The 21,687-nt window shown below is 60.1% G+C and carries 23 protein-coding genes; 13 read left to right on the top strand and 10 right to left on the bottom strand.

Features of this window, described 5'->3' with window-relative positions; genetic code table 11:
• Positions 1-33: 33 nt before the first annotated feature.
• From CEW89_RS10160 to sucC, 7 genes are all read right to left on the bottom strand, one after another.
• On the bottom strand, positions 34-429 hold the full coding sequence (locus tag CEW89_RS10160) for an MAPEG family protein (protein ID WP_096805823.1): 396 nt from the start codon (positions 427-429) through the stop codon (positions 34-36).
• Positions 426-989 (bottom strand): GIY-YIG nuclease family protein, encoded by a 564-nt coding sequence (locus CEW89_RS20810; RefSeq protein WP_157779822.1) that lies wholly within the window; start codon positions 987-989, stop codon positions 426-428. The genes CEW89_RS10160 and CEW89_RS20810 overlap by 4 nt, the downstream gene beginning before the upstream one ends.
• Before the next feature lie 63 nt (positions 990-1,052).
• Positions 1,053-2,558 (bottom strand): 2-oxoglutarate dehydrogenase complex dihydrolipoyllysine-residue succinyltransferase, encoded by a 1,506-nt coding sequence (gene odhB, locus CEW89_RS10155; protein ID WP_066710885.1) that lies wholly within the window; start codon positions 2,556-2,558, stop codon positions 1,053-1,055.
• Positions 2,559-2,562: 4 nt separating this feature from the next.
• A complete protein-coding gene (locus CEW89_RS10150) occupies positions 2,563-5,523 on the bottom strand; it encodes a 2-oxoglutarate dehydrogenase E1 component (protein ID WP_066711074.1) in 2,961 nt (986 codons plus the stop codon).
• Positions 5,520-5,927: a hypothetical protein gene (locus tag CEW89_RS10145; RefSeq protein WP_157779821.1), complete on the bottom strand. Its 408-nt coding sequence runs from the start codon at positions 5,925-5,927 to the stop codon at positions 5,520-5,522. The genes CEW89_RS10150 and CEW89_RS10145 overlap by 4 nt, the downstream gene beginning before the upstream one ends.
• 168 nt (positions 5,928-6,095) lie before the next feature.
• Positions 6,096-6,983, bottom strand: coding sequence for a succinate--CoA ligase subunit alpha (sucD, locus tag CEW89_RS10140; RefSeq protein ID WP_066710888.1), 888 nt, complete (start codon positions 6,981-6,983; stop codon positions 6,096-6,098).
• A 337-nt stretch (positions 6,984-7,320) separates the two neighbouring features.
• Positions 7,321-8,514 (bottom strand): ADP-forming succinate--CoA ligase subunit beta, encoded by a 1,194-nt coding sequence (gene sucC, locus CEW89_RS10130; protein ID WP_066710899.1) that lies wholly within the window; start codon positions 8,512-8,514, stop codon positions 7,321-7,323.
• A 379-nt stretch (positions 8,515-8,893) separates the two neighbouring features.
• Here sucC and CEW89_RS10125 point away from each other — a divergent pair, with 379 nt between their 5' ends.
• A complete protein-coding gene (locus tag CEW89_RS10125; RefSeq protein WP_096805820.1) occupies positions 8,894-9,550 on the top strand; it encodes an outer membrane protein in 657 nt (218 codons plus the stop codon).
• 125 nt (positions 9,551-9,675) lie between these two features.
• Here the strand turns inward: CEW89_RS10125 and mdh are convergent, their stop codons facing one another.
• On the bottom strand, positions 9,676-10,638 hold the full coding sequence (mdh, locus tag CEW89_RS10120; RefSeq protein ID WP_066710904.1) for a malate dehydrogenase: 963 nt from the start codon (positions 10,636-10,638) through the stop codon (positions 9,676-9,678).
• Between the two features lie 160 nt (positions 10,639-10,798).
• Between mdh and CEW89_RS10115 the strand changes: the two genes are divergently transcribed.
• Positions 10,799-11,554: a sulfite exporter TauE/SafE family protein gene (locus CEW89_RS10115; protein ID WP_066710906.1), complete on the top strand. Its 756-nt coding sequence runs from the start codon at positions 10,799-10,801 to the stop codon at positions 11,552-11,554.
• On the opposite strand, the gene CEW89_RS10110 is transcribed toward CEW89_RS10115, so the two are convergent.
• On the bottom strand, positions 11,551-11,856 hold the full coding sequence (locus CEW89_RS10110; protein WP_198403402.1) for a hypothetical protein: 306 nt from the start codon (positions 11,854-11,856) through the stop codon (positions 11,551-11,553). The genes CEW89_RS10115 and CEW89_RS10110 overlap by 4 nt on opposite strands.
• Positions 11,857-12,077: 221 nt before the next feature.
• Here CEW89_RS10110 and CEW89_RS10105 point away from each other — a divergent pair, with 221 nt between their 5' ends.
• From CEW89_RS10105 to CEW89_RS20805, 11 genes are all read left to right on the top strand, one after another.
• A complete protein-coding gene (locus CEW89_RS10105; protein WP_096807198.1) occupies positions 12,078-12,932 on the top strand; it encodes an HpcH/HpaI aldolase/citrate lyase family protein in 855 nt (284 codons plus the stop codon).
• A gap of 20 nt (positions 12,933-12,952) precedes the next feature.
• Positions 12,953-13,501, top strand: coding sequence for an NnrU family protein (locus CEW89_RS10100; protein ID WP_096805818.1), 549 nt, complete (start codon positions 12,953-12,955; stop codon positions 13,499-13,501).
• 22 nt (positions 13,502-13,523) lie between these two features.
• A complete protein-coding gene (locus tag CEW89_RS10095; protein WP_066710915.1) occupies positions 13,524-13,727 on the top strand; it encodes a DUF1737 domain-containing protein in 204 nt (67 codons plus the stop codon).
• A gap of 10 nt (positions 13,728-13,737) precedes the next feature.
• On the top strand, positions 13,738-14,775 hold the full coding sequence (locus tag CEW89_RS10090) for a MaoC family dehydratase (RefSeq protein ID WP_198403547.1): 1,038 nt from the start codon (positions 13,738-13,740) through the stop codon (positions 14,773-14,775).
• 302 nt (positions 14,776-15,077) lie between these two features.
• On the top strand, positions 15,078-15,467 hold the full coding sequence (sdhC, locus tag CEW89_RS10085) for a succinate dehydrogenase, cytochrome b556 subunit (protein WP_066710919.1): 390 nt from the start codon (positions 15,078-15,080) through the stop codon (positions 15,465-15,467).
• Between the two features lie 12 nt (positions 15,468-15,479).
• Positions 15,480-15,851, top strand: coding sequence for a succinate dehydrogenase, hydrophobic membrane anchor protein (gene sdhD, locus CEW89_RS10080; protein WP_066710921.1), 372 nt, complete (start codon positions 15,480-15,482; stop codon positions 15,849-15,851).
• Between the two features lie 26 nt (positions 15,852-15,877).
• Complete coding sequence (gene sdhA, locus CEW89_RS10075; RefSeq protein WP_096805817.1) at positions 15,878-17,686, top strand: succinate dehydrogenase flavoprotein subunit; 1,809 nt, start codon at positions 15,878-15,880, stop codon at positions 17,684-17,686.
• Between the two features lie 12 nt (positions 17,687-17,698).
• On the top strand, positions 17,699-18,478 hold the full coding sequence (locus CEW89_RS10070; RefSeq protein ID WP_066710927.1) for a succinate dehydrogenase iron-sulfur subunit: 780 nt from the start codon (positions 17,699-17,701) through the stop codon (positions 18,476-18,478).
• Between the two features lie 169 nt (positions 18,479-18,647).
• The gene (gene creD / locus CEW89_RS10065) at positions 18,648-20,057 is read left to right on the top strand and encodes a cell envelope integrity protein CreD (protein ID WP_096805816.1); all 1,410 of its coding nucleotides are present in this window, start codon (positions 18,648-18,650) and stop codon (positions 20,055-20,057) included.
• 61 nt (positions 20,058-20,118) lie between these two features.
• The gene (locus CEW89_RS10060) at positions 20,119-20,319 is read left to right on the top strand and encodes a hypothetical protein (RefSeq protein ID WP_096805815.1); all 201 of its coding nucleotides are present in this window, start codon (positions 20,119-20,121) and stop codon (positions 20,317-20,319) included.
• 140 nt (positions 20,320-20,459) lie between these two features.
• Positions 20,460-20,630: a hypothetical protein gene (locus CEW89_RS20805; RefSeq protein ID WP_155846244.1), complete on the top strand. Its 171-nt coding sequence runs from the start codon at positions 20,460-20,462 to the stop codon at positions 20,628-20,630.
• Positions 20,631-20,683: 53 nt separating this feature from the next.
• On the opposite strand, the gene CEW89_RS10055 is transcribed toward CEW89_RS20805, so the two are convergent.
• On the bottom strand, positions 20,684-21,673 hold the full coding sequence (locus CEW89_RS10055) for an aldo/keto reductase (protein WP_244906046.1): 990 nt from the start codon (positions 21,671-21,673) through the stop codon (positions 20,684-20,686).
• Between the last annotated feature and the right edge of the window lie 14 nt (positions 21,674-21,687).

Raw genomic sequence — 21,687 nt, 5'->3', positions numbered from 1 at the left:
TCGGACATCCGTCGGGCATTTTTGGTTAAGCGCTCAGACGAGCGCGGCGATAAACAGGGTGGCACAACAGAGCATGGCGAGCATCCAGATGTAGCTCCGCCACGGCTGCCAGCCGAAGGCATAGGCGGGGACATAGAGCACCCGTGCGATCAGATAGACCCATGCCGCGCCAAGCGTGACGGCGCTCGACTGATCCGTCAGGTGGATCAGGAACACGCCCGCGGCGAAGAAGGGGAACATCTGAATGTGATTGTCATAGGCGCGCAGCATCCGTCCGGTGGCGGGGCGCATCTCGCGCGAGGGGGCGCGGTCGCGTGGAGAGGTGGTGTACCCCGGCCCCAGATCGACATTCGCCATGTAAGAGGCCACCACGAATTGCGCGATGTGCAAGAGGCCTGCGAGGGCGAGGAGGGTGAGGAGGGGGGTCATTGGGAAATCTTTTTTAGTTCTCGGCGCAGTTTATGAAGCTCTTCACTGAGTTCAGATAAAGAAACTTTCTCCCAAGGTGACCATTGTAGAATTTTCCGGGCACTCCCCCAATCGCCACCTTTTTTATTTAGCGGTGGGTCTATTGCAGAGATCAAGAATGCTTCGAGTTCTTCCAAAGAAGTTTCATCTTTGTTCTCCAAACTTACCACGCCCAGATCGCTCGTAGTGATACTCGCGTTCTCAGCTGGCTGATACGGGCTGGGTTCATTCAATCCAAACCATGAGAAATGTGTCCATCTCTTTCGGTTGTCATTCCGTGTGTGATCCCAAAGCCGGTTCCCGAGCCGTTTTTTCCCAGTTCCAACACGCCCGACGTAAAGAGGCGTTCTGTTAACATCCTGTAAAATGTAAACGCCTCTTTGATCGTTCAAGACAAATTCTGGATCTCTTGGCTCACTCCGCCAATCTTCGTAGGTTGGTTCCCATCCAAAAATATTGAAGTTGTTTTTTTCAACCATTTCGAGTTCGTAATGAACGCCGTAACATTTGATTGAAGACATCTACAGTTTCCTTGCGGATGTGAGCAACGAAATGGGCGGACACGAAGGTCCGCCCTCTTGCTCTCACAGATCCATCAGCAGACGGCGCGGATCTTCGAGCGCTTCTTTGACGCGCACGAGGAAGGTCACGGCGCCTTTGCCGTCGACGATGCGGTGGTCGTAGGACAGGGCGAGGTACATCATCGGACGGATGACGACCTGACCGTTGATGGCCATCGGACGGTCCTGAATTTTGTGCATGCCGAGGATACCGGACTGCGGGGGGTTCAGGATCGGGGAGGACATCAGGGAGCCGTAGACACCGCCGTTGGAGATGGTGAAGGTGCCGCCCTGCATTTCCGCCATGGAGAGCTTGCCGTCACGGGCGCGGCGGCCTTTCTCGGCGATGGCTTTCTCGATCTCGGCGAAGGACATGCTGTCGGCGTCACGGATGACCGGAACGACGAGGCCCTGCGGGGTGCCCGCAGCCACGCCCATGTGGACGTAGTTTTTGTAGACGATGTCGGTGCCGTCGATCTCGGCGTTCACCTCGGGGACTTCTTTCAGCGCGTGGACACAGGCCTTGGTGAAGAAGGACATGAAGCCGAGGCGCACGCCGTGTTTCTTCTCGAACTGGTCTTTGTACTGGTTGCGCAGCGCCATCACCTCGGTCATGTCCACCTCGTTGTAGGTGGTGAGCATGGCGGCGGTGTTCTGCGACTCCTTGAGGCGTTTCGCGATGGTCTGACGCAGTTTCGTCATTTTCACGCGCTCTTCGCGGGCGGCGTCATCGGCAGCAACCGGCGCACGCGGTGCGGCGACGGGGGCAGGCGTGCCAGCGGGGGCGGAGGTCATCGCCTTGAGCACGTCCTCTTTCATGATGCGCCCGTCTTTGCCGGTGCCGGAGACCGAAGCGGGGTTGATGCCTTTTTCCGCCATCAGCTTGTTGGCGGAGGGGGCGTTTTCGATGTCCTTGTCACCGGCGGGTGCAGCCGGAGCGGCAGCCGGGGCCGGAGCAGCGGCAACAGCGCCGGCACCTGCGGACATTTCGGCCAGTTTGCCACCGGCGGCGACGGTCGCGCCTTCGGCGGCGAGGATCGCGGTCAGAACACCCGCGGCGGGGGCGGGCACTTCGACGGAGACCTTGTCGGTTTCCAACTCGCAGAGCATCTCGTCGGCGGCAACGCTGTCACCCACGGCTTTGAACCAGGTGGCGACGGTGGCTTCGGTCACGGATTCGCCAAGGGTCGGCACCATGACATCGACAGTCGCGGCGGCACCGGCGGCGGCCGGTTTGTCTTCCATCATTTCGGAATGATGACGCGGGGCGACTTCCTCGGGACCGGCGTTGCCTTCTTCGTTGAGCGTGGCGAGCAGCGCGTCGACGCCGACGGTTTCGCCCTCGGCGGCAACGATTTCGCCCAGCACGCCAGCGGCGGGAGAGGGGACCTCGACGGTCACCTTGTCGGTTTCCAACTCGCAGAGCATTTCATCGACGGCCACGGTGTCGCCCGGTTTCTTGAACCAGGTGGCGACGGTGGCCTCGGTGACGGACTCGCCCAGAGTGGGGACGCGGACTTCAACAGACATGTGGTTATCCTTCGATATTGAGCGCATCGTTCACGAGCGCCGTTTGTTGTGCTTTGTGCTGAGAGGCCAGACCCGTGGCGGGAGAGGCGGAGGCGGCACGTCCGGCGTAGACCGGGCGCGTGTGCTTGGCGCCGATACGCGTCAGCACCCATTCGATGTTCGGCTCGACAAAGGTCCAGCCGCCCTGGTTTTTCGGCTCTTCCTGACACCAGACGATCTCGGCGTTTTTGAAGCGCTCAAGCTCCTTGACCATGGAGAGGGCCGGGAACGGGTAGAACTGTTCGAGACGCAGGATATAGGTGTCGTCCTTGCCGGCGGCGTCGCGGGCTTCGAGAAGGTCGTAGTAGACCTTGCCGGAGCAGATCACGACGCGCTTGATGTCCTTGTCCGCTTTCAGTTTGAGATCGGATTTCGCGGTGCCGAAATTGGCATCGGCGTCATCCCAGAGCACGCGGTGGAAGGAGGAGCCTTCGAGGAAGTCCTTGGCCGTGGAGGTCGCCAGCTTGTGACGCAGAAGCGATTTCGGCGTCATCAGGACGAGCGGTTTGCGGTAGGAGCGGTGCAACTGGCGACGCAGGATGTGGAAGTAGTTCGCAGGCGTCGTGCAGTTGGCAACGATCCAGTTGTCCTCGGCGGAGAGTTGCAGGAAGCGTTCGAGACGGGCGGAGGAGTGCTCCGGACCTTGGCCCTCGAACCCGTGCGGCAGAAGCATCACGAGGCCGGACATGCGGAGCCATTTGCGCTCACCCGAAGAGATGAACTGGTCGAACATGATCTGCGCGCCGTTGGCGAAATCGCCGAACTGGGCTTCCCAGAGCGTCAGCGCGTTCGGTTCGGCCAGCGAGTAGCCATATTCGAAGCCGAGCACGGCATATTCGGAGAGCATCGAGTCGATGACCTCGTAATGCGCCTGACCTTCGCGAATGTGGTTGAGCGGGTAGTAGCGCTCTTCGGATTTCTGGTCGATCAGACCGGAGTGACGCTGGGAGAAGGTCCCGCGTGTCGAGTCCTGACCGGCGAGACGCACCGGGTAGCCTTCGGTCAGAAGCGAGCCGAAGGCCAGCGCTTCGCCGGTTGCCCAGTCGAAGCCTTCGCCGGTTTCGAACATCTGCGCCTTGGCTTCGAGCTGACGGGCCACGGTTTTGTGGATGTTGAAATCGGAGGGCGAGGTGGTCAGCGACCGACCGACCTGCGCCATGGTCTCTTCGGAAATGGCGGTCTGGCCGCGTTGATACTCTTCGCCCTCTTTGTCGAGATGCGACCAGCGACCGTCGAGCCAGTCGGCCTTGTTCGGTTTGAAGGTTTTACCGGCTTCGAATTCTTCGTTCAGCAGCGCCTGGAAGGCGGCTTTCATGTCCTCGATCTCGCCCTCGGGGATGAGACCGTCGGCCACGAGGCGTTCGGTGTAGAGCTGAAGCGTGGTCTTGTGCCGCTTGATGTTGGTGTACATCTGCGGGTTGGTGAACATCGGCTCGTCGCCTTCGTTGTGACCGAAGCGGCGGTAGCAGAAGATGTCGATCACGACGTCTTTGTGGAATTTCTGACGGAACTCGGTCGCCACTTTCGCGGCGTGCACCACGGCTTCCGGGTCGTCGCCATTGACGTGGAAGATCGGGGCTTCGACCATCAGGGCGATGTCCGTCGGATAGGGCGAGGACCGCGAGAAGTGCGGCGCGGTGGTGAAGCCGATCTGGTTGTTCACCACGATATGGATCGTGCCGCCGGTGCGGTGACCGCGCAGACCGGAGAGACCGAAACACTCGGCCACGACACCCTGACCGGCGAAGGCCGCGTCACCGTGCAGCAGCACGGGGATGACGGTGCTGCGGGTCGGGTCGTTGTTCTGGTCAGTCTTGGCGCGGGCCTTGCCGAGCACCACCGGGTTCACCGCCTCAAGGTGCGAGGGGTTGGCGGTCAGCGACAGGTGCACTTTGTTGCCGTCGAATTCACGGTCGGAGGAGGCGCCGAGGTGATATTTCACGTCGCCGGAGCCGTCCACATCCTCGGGTTTGAAGGACCCGCCCTGGAATTCGTTGAAGATCGCGCGGTAGGGTTTGGAGAGCACGTTGGCGAGCACGGACAGACGCCCGCGGTGCGGCATGCCGATGACGATCTCTTTCGCGCCGAGGTTGCCGCCGCGTTTGATGATCTGTTCCATGGCGGGGATCAGAGCTTCGCCACCATCGAGACCGAAGCGCTTGGTGCCCATGTATTTGACATGGAGGAATTTCTCAAAGCCCTCGGCCTCGACCAGTTTGTTCAGAATGGCGCGACGGCCGTTCTTGGTGAACTGGATTTCCTTGCCGAAGCCTTCGATGCGCTCTTTCAGCCAGCCCGCTTCTTCCGGGTTGGAGATATGCATGTATTGCAGGGCGAAGGTGCCGCAATAGGTGCGTTTGAGCACGTCGAGGATCTGACGCATGGAGGCGTGGGTGAGGCCCAGCACGTTGTCGATGAAGATCGGGCGATCCATATCGGCTTCGGTAAAGCCATAGGAGCGCGGATCGAGTTCCGGGTGCGGGGCCTCGTCGCGCATTTTCAGCGGGTCGAGATCGGCGATGAGGTGACCGCGAATACGATAGGCGCGGATGATCATGATCGCACGGACCGAGTCGAGCACGGCGCGTTTCACGGCGTCTTCGGAAACGGCAACGCCTTTTTCGGCGGCCTTTTCCTTGATCTTCTTCTCGGCGGCAACGGGTTCGGCCCATTGGCCGTCGAGCGCGTGGGTCAGGTCGTCATTCGGAACCGGCGGCCAATCCATGCGGGCCCAGGAGGGACCGGCAGCTTCTGCTGTGACATCGTTCGCGGCATCGCCCAGAGATTGGAAGAATTCCGCCCAGGAGGCGTCGACAGACGCGGGGTCCTGCACGTAATTCGCGTAAACCTGTTCGAGGTATTCCGCGTTATGCCCCTGCATGAAGGAAGAGGCGTGAAAAATGTCGTTCGGGGATTGGTCGTTCATTTCGTACCACCGTTATTGCGTGTTTGATTGATCGATGTGGAAAACATGCAAATTGCGATCAAGGCGATCCATGAGGCAATTGCCAGTATGGAAAGCCCAAAATTTGCACCAAGACGAAGGATTGTGGGTTCGTCTTGCCACTTGCATCCCGAACAGGGAATGCCCGTATGATCGAGGTAGATCCATAGATAGATTAGATACAGTAGAGCCGCTGCTAAAGTCACAACGATGGGGACAAGGATCAACCATGGGGATTTACCAATGATCGACAGTCTTTCTTTGAGACTCCAAAGCAAAAACGCAAAGCCGATCAGAGGGAAAATGCCTGAATTGGCCAGATAGACCAATAGAACACCAGAAGACGCAAGCACAGCCGAAAGACCTATCGCATAGGCAAAACCCAATTTTGTCTCCATCAAACCTTGATGGAAAATTCTTGGGTGTTTCAGGATATGCCGTATGTAGGAAGGCATTGGATGTGTCACTTGTAAGTGTATGTGTGCCTGCGCCCCTCTCTCAAAGGGCGCAGGCGCTGTTGTCAAATCGCGTCACCGTGAGGTGCGCGGCAGCGGTCAGCCCTTGGCAATCGCTTCCTGCACAGCTTCGCCGAGGGTGGCGGGGCTGTCGGCAACGATGATGCCAGCGGATTTCATCGCTTCGATTTTCGATTCCGCATCGCCTTTACCACCGGCGACGATCGCGCCTGCGTGGCCCATGCGGCGGCCCGGAGGCGCGGTGCGCCCGGCGATGAACCCGGCGACCGGCTTCCAGCGGCCTTTTTTCTTTTGCTCGGCGAGGAACTCGGCGGCTTCTTCTTCGGCGGAACCGCCGATTTCACCGATCATGATGATCGAGGTGGTTTCCGGATCGTCGAGGAACATGTCGAGCACGTCGATGTGCTCGGTGCCTTTGATCGGGTCGCCGCCGATGCCCACGGCGGTGGACTGGCCGAGGCCCAGATCGGAGGTCTGTTTCACGGCCTCATAGGTCAGCGTACCGGAACGGGACACCACGCCGACGGAGCCGCGGCGGTGGATGTGACCCGGCATGATGCCGATTTTGCAGGCGTCCGGGGTGATGACACCCGGGCAGTTCGGGCCGATCAGGCGGGACTTGGAGTCCATCAGCGCGCGCTTCACCTTCATCATGTCGAGCACCGGAATGCCCTCGGTGATGCAGATGATCAGCTCCATCTCGGCGTCGATCGCTTCGAGGATCGAGTCCGCTGCGAACGGCGGCGGCACGTAGATCACGGAAGCGTTGGCTTCGGTGACGTGCTTGGCTTCGTGCACGGAGTTGAAGACCGGCAGGTTCAGGTGGGTCGAGCCGCCTTTGCCGGGCGTCACGCCGCCGACCATCTTGGTGCCGTAAGCGATGGCTTGTTCCGAGTGGAAGGTGCCCTGCGAGCCGGTGAAGCCCTGGCAGATGACCTTGGTGTTTTCGTCTACGAGAATGGCCATTTAAGCCTCCTTGGTTCTCTTTCGGACCAACCCAGAGATGGCAAATGTTCCAAAGAACATGGCTGCCAGAAAAAGGGGCGTCCAAATTGTAGCAACGCGGATTTCAAAGTATTGGCTGGGAGATGTAAGGACTGGCATTCCGTCTGGACCGATCAGAGGAGAGCTATCGAGCGCGCTCCATACGAAAAGCGTTATGATTGCGAAGATCGCAAATCCCAAACCTAGCCCGTATGCTGCGCCCTTTTTAGCTGTCAGCAGAAAGACCGGAAGCAAGGCAAAAGCGCTGAGAAGCACGATAGCAATAGCTTCTGTCCATGTCGGCCAGTCCCACATCATCTTAGCCTTTGACCGCTTTCACGATTTTCTGGGCGCCATCTTTCAGGTCGTCGGCGGCGATCACGTTCAGACCGGAGTTCTGAATGATCTCTTTGCCAAGCTCCACGTTGGTGCCTTCGAGACGGACCACGAGCGGAACCTGAAGGCCCACTTCTTTCACGGCCGCGATCACGCCTTCGGCGATGATGTCGCAACGCATGATGCCGCCGAAGATGTTCACGAGGATGCCTTTGACGTTCGGATCCGAGGTGATGATTTTGAACGCTTCGGTCACTTTCTCTTTGGTCGCACCGCCGCCCACGTCGAGGAAGTTGGCCGGTTCTGCGCCGTAGAGTTTGATGATGTCCATGGTGGCCATCGCGAGGCCCGCGCCGTTCACCATGCAGCCGATCTCACCGTCGAGCGCGATGTAGTTCAGGTCGAACTTGGAGGCTTCGAGCTCTTTGCTGTCTTCTTCGGTCTCGTCGCGGAGTTCCACGATGTCCGGGTGACGGTAGAGCGCGTTGCCGTCAAAGCCGAGTTTCGCGTCGAGCACTTTGAGGTTGCCGTCGGTCATCACGATCAGCGGGTTGATTTCCAGCATCTCCATGTCTTTCTCGATGAAAGCACGGTAGAGATCGCCCATCAGTTTGACGCATTGCTTCACCTGTGCGCCTTCGAGGCCGAGGGAGAAGGCGATGCGACGGCCGTGGTACGGCTGGTAGCCGGTGGCCGGATCGACGGAGAAGGAGAGGATTTTCTCGGGGGTGTTGGCCGCCACTTCCTCGATGTCCATGCCGCCCTCGGTGGAGGAGACGAAGGACACGCGGGAGGTCTGACGATCGACGAGCAGAGCGAGGTACAGTTCGCGGGAAATGTCGGAACCGTCTTCGAAATAGATGCGGTTGACCTGTTTGCCAGCCGGGCCGGTCTGGTGGGTCACAAGGGTCTTGCCCAGCATCTTCTTGGCTTCTTCTGCCGCCTCCTCGACGGATTTCGCGAGACGCACGCCGCCTTTTTCACCGGCTTCGGCTTCCTTGAATTTGCCTTTGCCGCGACCACCTGCGTGGATCTGGGCTTTGACGACCCACAGCGGACCGTCAAGCTCACCGGCGGCGGACTTGGCGTCCTCGGCGCGGGTGATGGCGCGACCGCCGGAAACCGGCGCGCCATATTCCTTGAGAAGGGCTTTCGCCTGATACTCGTGGATGTTCATTAGAGATATCCTCTCCCTGGTTCGATTGGTCCCGTGTATGCCATCGGAAACCGGGCATAAGAAATGGTTTTTTGCCCCCTCGGCGGTAAAACGCGCGTGTTTTCGTTTTTTGTGATCACAGCAAAGTTTTGTGTGATCACAAATTTGGAGAATCGCTTTGGCCGAATCCGGAGAAGGCGTCAGACCCCTGTTCTCAGGGCACATCCGTGCTGCGGGGCAGCATGGGATGCGACGCGGTGTGGGCCGCGACAAGGGAACGGGACGGGATATTATGTGTCCTGACTGTGACGGATTGTCAGTTTCTTGAATGTGATCTCGCCACCCGGCGGTCTCGGGGTATAGAACGAAGTCAACAGATTCGATAAAGAGGACCCTTCCCATGCAAGCTCTTGCAAAGGTGACGCTCGCGGGTGTCGTGCTGATGGCGTCGACCGCTCTGGCTACCGCCGGTGATTTCAGCCTGTCTTTCTATGGCGGCTATCAGACCGCGCCGCACAGCGGTGTGAAGGGCAACGATGGTGTGGACGATTTCGATTTCACCACCGGTTGGGATGGCAAGAGCTTTGCGATGCCGCCGTATTACGGCGTTCGCGGCACCTGGTGGGTGCGGGATAATTTCGGCTGGATCGCCGATTTCAACCATACCAAGGTCTACGCCGACGAAGACGACATGGTGGACAACGGGTTCTCGACACTGGAATTCACCGACGGGCTGAACAACCTGACGGTGGGGCCGATCTGGCGCTGGCCCGGGCTGTGGAACAACTTCACCCCCTATGCGAGCATCTCCGCCGGGATCATCATCCCGCATGTCGAAGTGGCCACCGCGAATACCGATACGCTGGAATATCAGATCGCCGGACCGACCATCGCGCTGGTTCTGGGCGCCAGCTATGAGCTGAACGACCGCTGGGATCTGTTCACCGAATACAAGGGTACCTACAGCCAGCTCGACGTCGATCTCGATGGCGGCGGCAACCTTGAAAGCGACATCATCACCAATGCGCTGAACTTCGGTGTGACGTATAAGTTCTGATCCTTGCGGATCGCAGAGACATGAAAACCGGGCTTCGGCCCGGTTTTTTGTTTGCCCTGCGTCCAGGCATAGAAAAACCCGCGCGGTTAAGCGCGGGTTTTCCGGATTTCAGGCTGTGGGCCGGATCAGGCAAGGTTGCTGTCGATGGCTTTACAGGCTTCGACGAGGCCTTTCACGGCATCCACGGATTTGTCGAACATCACTTGCTCTTCTTTGTTGAGCTTGATGTCGATGACTTTCTCGATGCCGCCGGCGCCGATCACGGTCGGGACGCCGACGTACATGCCGTCCACGCCGATTTCGCCGTTGCAATAAGCGGCGCAGGGCAGGACGCGTTTCTGGTCTTTCAGGTAGGCTTCGGCCATCTCGATGGCGGAGGTCGCCGGTGCGTAGAACGCGGAGCCGGTTTTCAGCAGGCCGACGATTTCGGCGCCGCCGTCACGGGTGCGCTGGATGATCGCATCGAGTTTCTCCTGCGTGGTCCAGCCCATTTCCACCAGATCCGGCAGCGGGATGCCGCCAACGGTGGAGTAGCGGGCGGAGGGCACCATGGTGTCGCCGTGGCCGCCGAGCACGAAGGCGGTGACGTCTTTCATGGACACGCCGAATTCGACCGACAGGAAGTGGCGGAAACGCGCGGAGTCGAGCACGCCAGCCATGCCGACGACTTTCTCGGCGGGCAGACCGGAGTACTGTTGCAGCGCCCAGACCATCGCATCAAGCGGGTTGGTGATACAAATAACAAAGGCATCAGGAGCGTTTTCCTTGATGCCTTCGCCGACGGATTTCATGACCTTGAGGTTGATGCCCAGGAGATCGTCACGGGACATGCCCGGTTTGCGCGGCACACCGGCGGTGACGATGCAGACGTCTGCGCCCGCGATGTCGGCGTAATCGGTGGTGCCTTTCAGCGTCGCGTCGAAACCTTCGGACGGGCCGGATTCGGCGATGTCGAGGGCCTTGCCCTGCGGGGTGCCGTCCGCGATGTCGAAGAGGACGACGTCACCGAGTTCCTTGAGGGCTGCGAGGTGTGCGAGCGTGCCACCGATTTGACCTGCGCCGATGAGGGCAATCTTGGGTCGGGCCATTGATCTGTCTCCAATTGGTTGTGAGATTGCGGCATGGGTAGCCCTTTGGCGCGGCTCGTGCAAGTCTGCGCTGCGGCATGGTGTCGTGGTTTTGTGGGCGTTATCGCTAACCTCCGTGTGATTTCACGGCAAACCGGAACAGTTCTGAAAGGCGGGGCACATGGCGCTCGATCTGCATTTCTATCTCTTCGCGATTCCCGCGGTGCTTTTCGCCGGGATGTCGAAGGGCGGCTTCGGCTCGGCGGCGGCCTTTGCGGCGACGCCGTTTCTGGCACTGATTCTCAGTCCGGGGCAGGCGGTCGGGCTGATGTTGCCGCTTCTGATGGTGATGGATGTGACCGCAGTAAAGATGTTCTGGCGCAAATGGGATCTGCGGGTGGCGGGGGTGTTGATCCTCGGCGCCGTGCCCGGAATTCTGATCGGCGCACTGGTCTATGGCGCGGCCGATCCGCGCGTGTTCAAATTTCTGATAGGAGTGGTCGCCCTGGGCTTTGTCGGCTGGCAACTGGCGAAAACCGCCCGGCTGATCCGTCCGCCGAAACGTGAACTGGGCGAGGGGGCGGGGCTGTTCTGGGGCGCGGTGACGGGGCTGACGAGTTTCATCAGCCATGCGGGCGGTCCCCCCGCCGCCGTCTACATGCTGTCGAAACGTATGGACAAGACGACCTATCAGGCGACCTCCGTGCTGACGTTCTGGGCGGTGAACCTGATGAAGGTGATCCCCTATGCTTTCGTGGGGATTTTCACCCGCGAGTCGCTTGTGGCGGATCTGACGCTGATACCGGTGGCGGTGATCGGGGTTCTGGCGGGGGTGTGGATGCATCACAAGGTGCCCGAAAAGCTGTTCTTCGGGCTGGCCTATGTGTTTCTGGTGATCACCGGCAGCAAGCTGATTTGGGAGGCGCTGGCGACCTAGACGTCATCGCCTTTCGCGACCGGGGCGGTGGCAAGGGTTTCATAGGCCTGACCGGAGGCGATCAGGCAACTCAGGCCGTCGGGGCGGGTGAAGAGGATGGTCCAGGTGCCGGTGGCCTCGGAGGCGAAGACCTCCACCACGCCGTTGTTGGGGGCCAGGCCGATGGATTGCCGGGTCTCGCCGTATGTCTGTGCGAGGCGGTCGAGCACCTGATCGCGGGCGGCGCAATTATCTTGGGCAAGGGCCGGGGCGGTACAGAGCAGGGCGGTGCTCGTCAGACTGGCCAGAAGTGCGGTATGCATCGTCTTCTCCAATTCTCTGTGATCTTGCGTTGTGTCAGGGCTCCCGTCGGCTCATGGATCAGCTTGCCGGAAAAGCGTTAAAAAACCGGTTAACCTTCCGTGCAAGGAGCGGAGTGCGCGGGGCGCAACGCCTGATTTCTGCGCTGCGGAAATTTTACCCTTGCGGATTGGTGCGCTTCTGTGGCCTCTTGCGCAATAATGTTGCGGAGGAAAAGAATCAAATGACCCAAGTCGCCAATCGTCCCTATCGCTCGGCTCTCTACATTCCCGGCTCGAAAGAACGCGCGCTGGAAAAGGCCAAGGGGCTGGCCTGTGACGCGATCCTGTTCGACCTTGAAGACGCGGTGGCGCCTGACGAGAAGGTGAACGCGCGGGCGCTTCTGAAAGAGACGCTGGCGCAAGGTGGTTACGGCAATCGCGCCAAGATCGTGCGGGTCAACGGCTTTGATACCCAATGGGGTCGCGACGATGTGGCGGCTTTTGTCGGTGCCGATATTGACGGGATTCTCCTGCCGAAAGTGGAAAGTGCGGCTATGGTCGAGGAACTGGCACAGGCCATCCCCGATGTGCCGCTCTGGGCGATGATGGAAACGCCGCTGGGGATGCTGAACGCTGCGGAGATTGCCGCCCATCCGCGCATGGCGGGCTTTGTCATGGGGACGAACGATCTGGCGAAAGAGCTGAACACGCGGTTCCGCGCCGACCGTCTGCCGATGATGGGGGGCTTGCACATGTGCCTGATCGCGGCGCGGGCCTATGGGGTGATTTGCCTTGATGGCGTTTATAACGCTTTCAAAGATGAAGAGGGCCTCAAGTTCGAATGCGAACAGGGGCGCGACATGGGGTTCGACGGCAAAACGCTGATCCACCCGGCACAGCTTGAGATTGCGAATGCGGCCTTTGCACCAAGCGAGGCGGAGATTGATCTGGCTGAACGTCAGATCGCGGCCTTTGAGGAGGCCGAGGCAAAAGGCGAGGGCGTGGCGGTTGTCGATGGGAAAATCGTGGAGAATCTGCATATCGTGACGGCACGGGCGATGCTTGCGAAAGCGGAGGCGATCAAGGCCCTGACATAAACGATATACGGAGTACACGCATGACCCTTCTCATTCTCGGACTGCTGCTTTGGGTGGTGGCGCATCTGTTCAAACGACTGGCGCCTGAGCTGCGCGGGGCGATGGGGGAGAAGGGGAAGGGGCTTGCGGCGCTGGGCATTATGGCGGGGCTGATTCTGATGATCCTTGGCTACCGGATGAGCGGGACGCATGATCTCTACGCCCTGCCGCCTTATCTGCGCCATGTGAACAACACGCTGATGGTGATTGCGGTGGGTCTCTTTGCGCTCGGGCATTCCAAAAGCCGCCTGCGGGCCAAGATGCGGCATCCGATGCTGACCAGTGTCGTGGTCTGGGGCGTGGCGCATCTTTTGGTGAATTCGGATGCGGCCTCTTTGGTGCTTTTTGGCGGCATGACGCTTTGGGCACTTGCCGAGATGGCGCTGATCAACCGCGCGGAGCCTGCGCCTGAGCGGTATCAAGGTGGCAGCCTGGCGGGGGATATGCGTCTGGTGGTGATTTCTCTCGTGGTTTTCGGCGCGATTGCCGGGGTACATATCTGGTTGGGGTATAACCCGTTTCCGGGGTGAGCGCATCACGAGGAGCAGAGAGATGAAAGCCTACAGGTTGCTGACCGAAGAAGACACATCGGCCTTTTGTCACAAGGTGACGGAGGCTCTGAACAAGGGCTGGGCGCTGTACGGCGATCCCAGCTACGCCTTTGACGCCGCGTCTGGAAAGATGCGTTGCGCGCAGGCGGTCACAAAGGAGACGGAAGGGGAGTATTCCCCGGACGTGAAGCTGGGACAGCTATAGTGGGAGGACCATCGAGGTGAAAACCAATCCGGGACGTTTTTTCGAGGATTATGCAATCGGGCAGGTGATCGAGCATGCCGTGCCGCGCACCGTGTCGGGCGGCGAACGGGCGCTGTATCATGCGCTCTATCCGGCGCGGCATGCGCTTTATTCCTCTGACGAGTTTGCCGAGAACTGCGGGCTTGAGAAAAGCCCCATGGACGATCTGATCGCCTTTCATGTGGTCTTTGGCAAAACCGTCCCGGATATTTCGCTCAATGCGGTGGCGAACCTTGGCTATGCCGAGGGGCGCTGGCTGAAACCGGTCTATCCGGGAGATACGCTGCGCTCGGTCTCTGAGGTAATCGGGCTGAAACAGAACTCCAACGGCAAATCCGGCGTGGTTTATGTGCGGACCCGGGGGCTGAATCAGTGGGACGAGCCTGTTTTGGAATATGTCCGCTGGGTGATGGTGCGCAAACGCGATCTCGATGCGCCCGCTCCCGAGACAGTGATCCCGGAACTGACCAAGGTGGTGGCGCCGGAGAAACTGGTGATCCCGGAGGGGCTGGATTTCCTGAAATACAACTTCACGCTGGCGGGGGAGCCGCATCGCTTTGGCGACTATGAGATTGGCGAAAAGATCGACCATGTGGACGGGGTGACCATCGAGGAAGCCGAACACATGATGGCGACCCGGCTGTGGCAGAACACGGCGAAAGTGCATTTCGATGCGACCAATCGCGAGGATGGCAAGCGGCTGATCTATGGCGGGCATGTGATCTCCATGGCGCGGGCGCTGTCGTTCAACGGGCTCGCCAATGCGCAGATGATCGTGGGGCTCAATGGCGGGGCGCATGCCAATCCCTGTTTCACGGGCGATACGGTGCGGGCCTACACCGAAGTGCTCGACAAGGCGGAGACCGATGCGCCCGGTGTGGGCGCGCTGCGGCTTCGGCTTGTGGCCTATAAACACGGGGCGCCGGAGTTCGCCTACAAGACGGAAGAGGGGAAATATCACCCCGATGTCCTGCTCGATCTGGATTACTGGGCGCTGGCGCCGGTTTGATCCATTCGGGCCTTTGAATTTGTGATCGCAAATTTGGGTCGCGCCGCAGAGGCGCGGCCCTTTTTCGTCGGTTTTCCAGGATGTTTTATGTTATAAGACTTATGAAAACCCTCAGAAAAGCCGATAGCGCTACATTTGTGATCACACCTACAATCTTGTGATCACAATGCGTGTTTTGAGTGACATTAATCCTCGAAAAGAGGTTTTGTTAGCGCTACCAATTGCCGAGTGGGTGGTGACTCGGGGGGAGAAAAGGTTATTACGGACCCAGCTTACAGCATCACTCGTGAAAGGACGTCACCATGGCTGATGTGAACCGCGGCAACCGGCCGCTTTCTCCCTTCATGCTCGGAAAATACTATCGCCCGCAGATGACTTCGATCTCGTCGATTCTCGTGCGGATCACCGGCAACGCCCTGATTGCGGCGGCCTTCCTCTCGGTCTGGTGGCTTCTGGCCGCTGCGACCGGCCCCGAATATTTCGACTTCGTCAACTGGCTCATCACCTCATGGATCGGCGACATCGTGATGTTCCTGTCCGTCTGGGCGCTCTGGTACCACTTCGGCGGCGGCTTGCGTCACCTGGTGTGGGACGCGGGCCGTTGCCTCGATGTGGCGACGTCCGAGAAACTTGGCTGGGCGATGCTGATCGGTGCCACGATCATGACCATCATCACCGCGCTCGTGGTCTGAGGAGACAAGACAATGGCATTTCTGACTGACCGCAAACGCGCCGCCAATCTCGGCTCCGCCCACCACGGTGCAGAGCATCACTGGTTCATGATCGTCTCCTCGATCGGCCTGATGATCCTGATGCCGCTTTTCATCTTCACCTTCGGGTGTGCGCTGGGCGGCACTTACGAAGAGGTGATCGCCTATTACAGCCGTCCCTTCCCGGCGATCGTCGCGGGGCTGACCCTCGTCGTCTCCATGATGCACATGATGCGCGGCTGGCAAATGATGGTCGAAGACTACACGGCGGGCTTTACCCGCAAGTTCCTCGTGATCGGCATGAATTTCTTCTGCTACGCCCTGATCGCGACCGGTCTTTTCGCCCTCGTGAAACTCGCCCTCTGAACCGTACAGGTTAAGGAATAAAGACAATGACAGCAGCATATGAATATGAAACCCACGAATATGACGTGGTTGTTGTTGGTGCGGGCGGTTCCGGGCTTCGGGCAACGCTGGGCATGGCCGAACAGGGCCTGCGCACGGCCTGTGTAACCAAGGTTTTCCCGACGCGCTCCCACACCGTGGCCGCGCAGGGCGGGATCGCCGCTTCGCTTTCCAACATGGGGCCGGACAACTGGCAGTGGCACATGTATGACACCGTGAAGGGCTCCGACTGGCTCGGCGACACCGACGCGATGGAATACCTCGCCCGCAACGCGCCGAAAGCGGTGTACGAGCTTGAGCACTACGGTGTGCCCTTCTCGCGGACCGAAGAAGGCAAGATCTACCAGCGCCCGTTCGGCGGCCACACCACCGAATTCGGTGAAGGCCCGCCCGTGCAGCGCACCTGTGCCGCCGCAGACCGCACCGGTCACGCGATCCTGCACACGCTTTACGGCCAATCCGTGAAGAACAACGCCGAATTCTACATCGAATATTTCGCCATCGACCTGATCATGTCGGATGACGGTGTGTGCCAGGGCGTTCTGTGTTGGAAACTCGATGACGGCACCTTCCACCTGTTCTCCGCCAAGATGGTCGTTCTGGCGACCGGCGGTTATGGCCGGGCCTTCTTCTCCGCGACCTCCGCGCACACCTGCACCGGCGACGGTGGCGGCATGGTGGCCCGTGCGGGTCTGGCGCTTCAGGATATGGAATTCGTTCAGTTCCACCCGACAGGCATCTACGGCTCCGGCTGTCTGATCACCGAGGGCGCGCGCGGCGAAGGCGGATACCTGACCAACTCCGAAGGCGAGCGTTTCATGGAACGCTATGCCCCGACCTACAAGGACCTCGCACCGCGTGACTACGTGTCCCGGTCTATGACGATGGAAATCCGCGAAGGCCGTGGTGTTGGCGAGCACAAGGACCATATCTTCCTGAACCTCAGCCACCTTCCGGCCGAGGCTCTGGCGGAACGTCTTCCGGGCATCTCCGAGTCGGCGAAAATCTTCGCGGGTGTGGACGTCACGAAAGAGCCGATCCCGGTTCTGCCGACCGTGCACTACAACATGGGCGGTATCCCGACCAACTATCACGGTGAGGTTCTCAATCCGACGGCGGACAACCCGACCGCCGTGGTGCCGGGCCTGATGGCTGTGGGTGAAGCGGGCTGTGCCTCCGTGCACGGTGCGAACCGTCTCGGCTCCAACTCGCTCATCGACCTCGTGGTCTTTGGCCGCGCCGCCGCGATCCGCGCCGGTGAGGTTGTTGACCCGCGTGCGCCGAACCCGGAGATGAACATGGCTTCCGTGGAGAAAGCCTTTGATCGCTTCGACAGCCTGCGCTACGCGAAAGGCGCGATCCCGACCGCAGAGCTGCGGCTTGAGATGCAGCGCACGATGCAGGCCGATGCCGCCGTGTTCCGAACCGATAAGTCTCTCAAAGAGGGTGTCGAGAAGATGACGGTTGTCGCGGGCAAGATGGGCGATCTGGGCGTGACCGACCGGTCGCTGATCTGGAACTCGGACCTGATGGAAACGCTCGAACTGACCAACCTGATGCCGAACGCTCTGGCGACCATTCATGGGGCCGAAGCCCGGAAAGAATCCCGTGGCGCGCATGCCCATGAGGATTACCCGACCCGTGACGACGTGAACTGGCGCAAACACACCATTTCGCGCGTCGAAGGCACCAATGTCGAACTGAGCTATCGTCCGATCATCGAGGCCCCGCTGACCACCGAGGAAGAAGGTGGCATCAGCCTCGCCAAGATCGCGCCGAAAGCGCGGACGTTCTAAGGAGATTACCCCATGGTTCAATTCAATCTGCCCAAGAACTCCAAGATCGTGACGGGGAAAACCTGGCCGAAGCCGGAGGGTGCGACCAATGTCCGCAAGTTCCAGATCTATCGCTGGAACCCGGATGACGAGAAGAACCCGTCGGTGGACACCTATTTCCTCGACATGGATCGCTGCGGCCCGATGGTTCTAGACGCGCTGATCAAGATCAAGAACGAGATCGACCCGACGCTGACCTTCCGCCGCTCCTGCCGCGAAGGCATTTGCGGGTCCTGTGCGATGAACATCGACGGGATCAACACGCTCGCGTGCATCTACGGTCTCGACGAGATCAAGGGCGACGTGCGCATCTTCCCGCTGCCGCACATGCCGGTGGTGAAAGACCTGATCCCGGACCTGACGCATTTCTATGCGCAGCACGCCTCGATCATGCCGTGGCTTGAGACCAAGACCAACCGCCCGGAAAAGGAATGGCGTCAGTCCATCGAGGACCGGAAGAAGCTCGACGGTCTTTATGAATGCGTGATGTGCGCCAGCTGCTCGACCTCCTGCCCGAGCTACTGGTGGAATGGCGACAAATATCTTGGACCGGCCGCATTGCTGCACGCCTACCGCTGGATCATCGACTCGCGCGATGAGGCCACCGGCGAGCGTCTCGACATGCTGGAAGACCCGTTCAAACTCTACCGCTGCCACACCATCATGAACTGTGCGAAAACCTGCCCGAAGGGGCTGAACCCGGCGGCTGCCATCGCGCATATCAAGAAAATGATGCTCGAACGCGCTCACTGAGCGCGTTCGTCAGAACGAAAGATGGGCGCGCGCATTGAGCGCGTCCGTCGGACAAGCCAGGAAAGCCCCGCTTTGGCGGGGTTTTTCTTTGCGCTTCTCCCCCTTGTCGCACATCGGGTGATCCGCCATCGTTTGCCGGACCGCTCCCGGACGTCTTAAGGAGATCCACATGCGCAAATCCATCGGTGCCCGCTTTCTGATCGTCGGCCTTCTGACGCTTCTGATGTTCATCCCACTGTTCTTCGTCTCCGACATCGTGCAGAGCCGGAAGAATTATTCGCAATACACCCTGAATGAGGTCGGGCGCGAATGGGGCGGGGAGCAGGTGATCGCCGGGCCGATGCTGATGATTCCGGTCGAGGAAACCGTCGAGCGCACGGAGCGCGAAGCGGTGGTCGATCCGGAGAGCGGCGAGATCGTGCTCGATGCCGATGGCAGTCCGCGCCAGCGGCAGGTGACGCGCAAGGTGACGGTGACGCGCGATCCGATCTATGTCTATCCGGGGCGCTTCGATGTCGCCATCGACACACAGACACAGATCCGGCATCGCGGGATTTTCTCCGTGCCGGTCTATCAGGCGGGGATCGAGATGGGGTTCGATTTCCCCTGGGACCAGATCGCCACGCAGGCGGTCAATGAAGAGGTGATCCTCTGGGACCGGGCGGAGTTGATCCTGTCGCTGTCATCGAATGCCGCGCTGCGCGGGCAAGCGGTGCTGACGGTCGACGGGGAGGAGGTGGCGCTCGAACCTATCGCCTCCGCCGATGAGGCTGCTGGCATCATGGCGGCTTTGGGCGATCCGCGCGGCAAGACCGATTACACGTTGGTGCTTGGTGCCAATGGCGCACAGTCATTGCAGATCGCGCCGGTCGGGCGGCAGACCTCCGTGACCATTGCGTCGGACTGGCCGCATCCGAGTTTCCGGGGTGCATTCCTGCCGGACGGCTCGGAAATTTCCGAAGCGGGCTTCTCGGCAACCTGGACCATCCCGCATCTCGCGCGCACCCTGCCGCAGATGACGCGGGAGGATTACACCCGCGCGCTGCGCTATGGCATGGCCTTCGGGGTCGATTTCATCGAGCCGAACGATTTCTATCAAAAATCCTATCGGGCGGCAAATTACTCCATCCTGTTCATCGCGCTGACCTTTCTCACCGTATTGTTGGTGGAAAAAGGCACGGAACGCCCGGCGCATCCGGTGCAATATATCCTGATCGGTCTGGCGCAGTCGATTTTCGTGCTGCTGATGGTGGCCTATTCCGAACAGATCGGCTTTGGTCCGGCCTATGCGCTCTCTGCCGGGGCGACGGTGGTGCTTTTGACCTTCTTCGGGGCGGTGGGCCTGAAACTCGGGCGGCGCACGGCGGTTCTGGGCGTGATGTTGCTAGTGCTCTACGGTGTGCTCTATCTGATCCTGCGCTCGGCGGATTATGCACTGCTGGCAGGGGCGTCTCTGGCCTTTGTGGCGCTGGCAGCGACCATGTATTTCACCCGCAACGAGGATTGGTACGGGCCGGAGGGCACCGGGTTTCTGGGGCGGAAACGCAAGGTGCAGCCGGAGGTTCCGCCGAAGTCGTAGCCGGGGCAGCCGTCACGCAAGTGTGCGTTTTCATTGGACGGTTCGGGGGGTATGAGGGGGCATGCTCTTCCTCGTCCCCCTCATCGTCATCGCGCTTTATGTCGGCATGTATCTCATGCGGTCGAACAAGACCGGGGCCTGCCGGTGGCGACAGGTCGGCAAGGACGAGGCGGGCGTGCGCTGGCGTTGTCCGGTCTGTGGTGCAGAGGCCGAGACCGTTGCCGGGGAGCCGAAGTTCTGCGGCGGGCAAGGGCCACGCTAGTCCCGCAAGGCATATCTCCGGTGCTGCGTTGCAGCATGCGCATGACGACTATGCGTCATAAGGGGGCTGTCATGCCCGGCGTTGCAGCATACCTAGGGACACAAGGGAGGGCCCAACGGACCCTTAACGGAGACTGACACATGACCCTGCACGACGCGAAACTGAAAGACGCCGCCGCGAAAGAGACCACGATGAAAGTCTCCGAATGGCTGGAATACTATGCGCCGACCACCCCGGCCGTGAATACCGGCGAGCAGATCGCCCCGCGCAAGCTGGACGTGCTCGACCAGATGTACGCCTATTACGAGTGAGCCACGCGCCCCTCGCAAAATGAAAAGCCCCGCCTGAGCGGGGCTTTTGTGTTTCAGCAGTAGCGTTCGACGCCGACCATTTGCTGATCGGAATAACGGTCGCCTGCTGCCCAGCCTGCGGGCAGGATTTGCTCGATCTCCCAGAGATCGTCCTCGGACAGACCGATCTCGCCCGCATGGGCCCAATCGGCAAGGTGCTCTTTGGTCCGCGTTCCGGGGATCGGGATCAGATGATCGCCCTGATGCAAAACCCATGCGAGCGCCAGCGCGGGCGTGGAGACGCCTTTCGTCTCGGCGTAGGCGCGGAAGGCACGGATATAGTCCATGTTTTCAAGCCAGTTCTGGCCCATGAAGCGCGGGTTCACCTTGCGGAAATCGCTATCGTCAAAGGTGCTCGGGTCGAGATCGGCCACACCCAGCGCCCCGCGCGCGACCGGGGAGAAGGGGATGAAGGCGATGTCCAGCTCTTCGCAGGTCTGGATCACGCCGAGTTCCGGCTGACGGGTCCAGAGCGAATATTCGTTCTGCACCGCCGTCACCGGCACGACACTATGCGCACGACGGATGGTGGAAGGGGCGACTTCGGAGAGACCCCAGGCGTCGATCAGGCCCTCTTCGATCAGCTTGCCCATGGTCTCGGCGACCGTTTCCACCGGCAGCTCCTGTTGCCGACGGTGGATATAGTAAAGCTCGACCTTGTCGCGGTTCAGTTTCTTGAGTGAGCTTTCGAGCTCCGAGCGAATGTAATCTTCTTCGTTGTCGAAGGCGCGCGGCGGCCCGGGGATGATGCCGACTTTCGTGGCCAGCGTCACCTCCGCACCGCTCTCCTTGAGGTATTGGCCGACGATGCGTTCGGAGCGGCCCATGCCATAGAGATTCGCGGTGTCCCAGAAGTCGATCCCGGCGGCTTCCACCGCCGCCAGCGTTTCGAGCGAGGTCTCGTCATCGGCCTCCCCGAAGAACCCGGCGAAGCTCATGCAGCCGAAACCGATTGCGCTTACCATAGGGCCATGTGCGCCAAGTTGGCGTTTGGGCATGCTCATGCCATTTTCCTTTT

It is taken from the genome of Celeribacter ethanolicus (assembly GCF_002407265.1).
GTDB lineage: Bacteria > Pseudomonadota > Alphaproteobacteria > Rhodobacterales > Rhodobacteraceae > Celeribacter > Celeribacter ethanolicus.
This window is presented reverse-complemented; position numbering and strand designations above follow the sequence as displayed.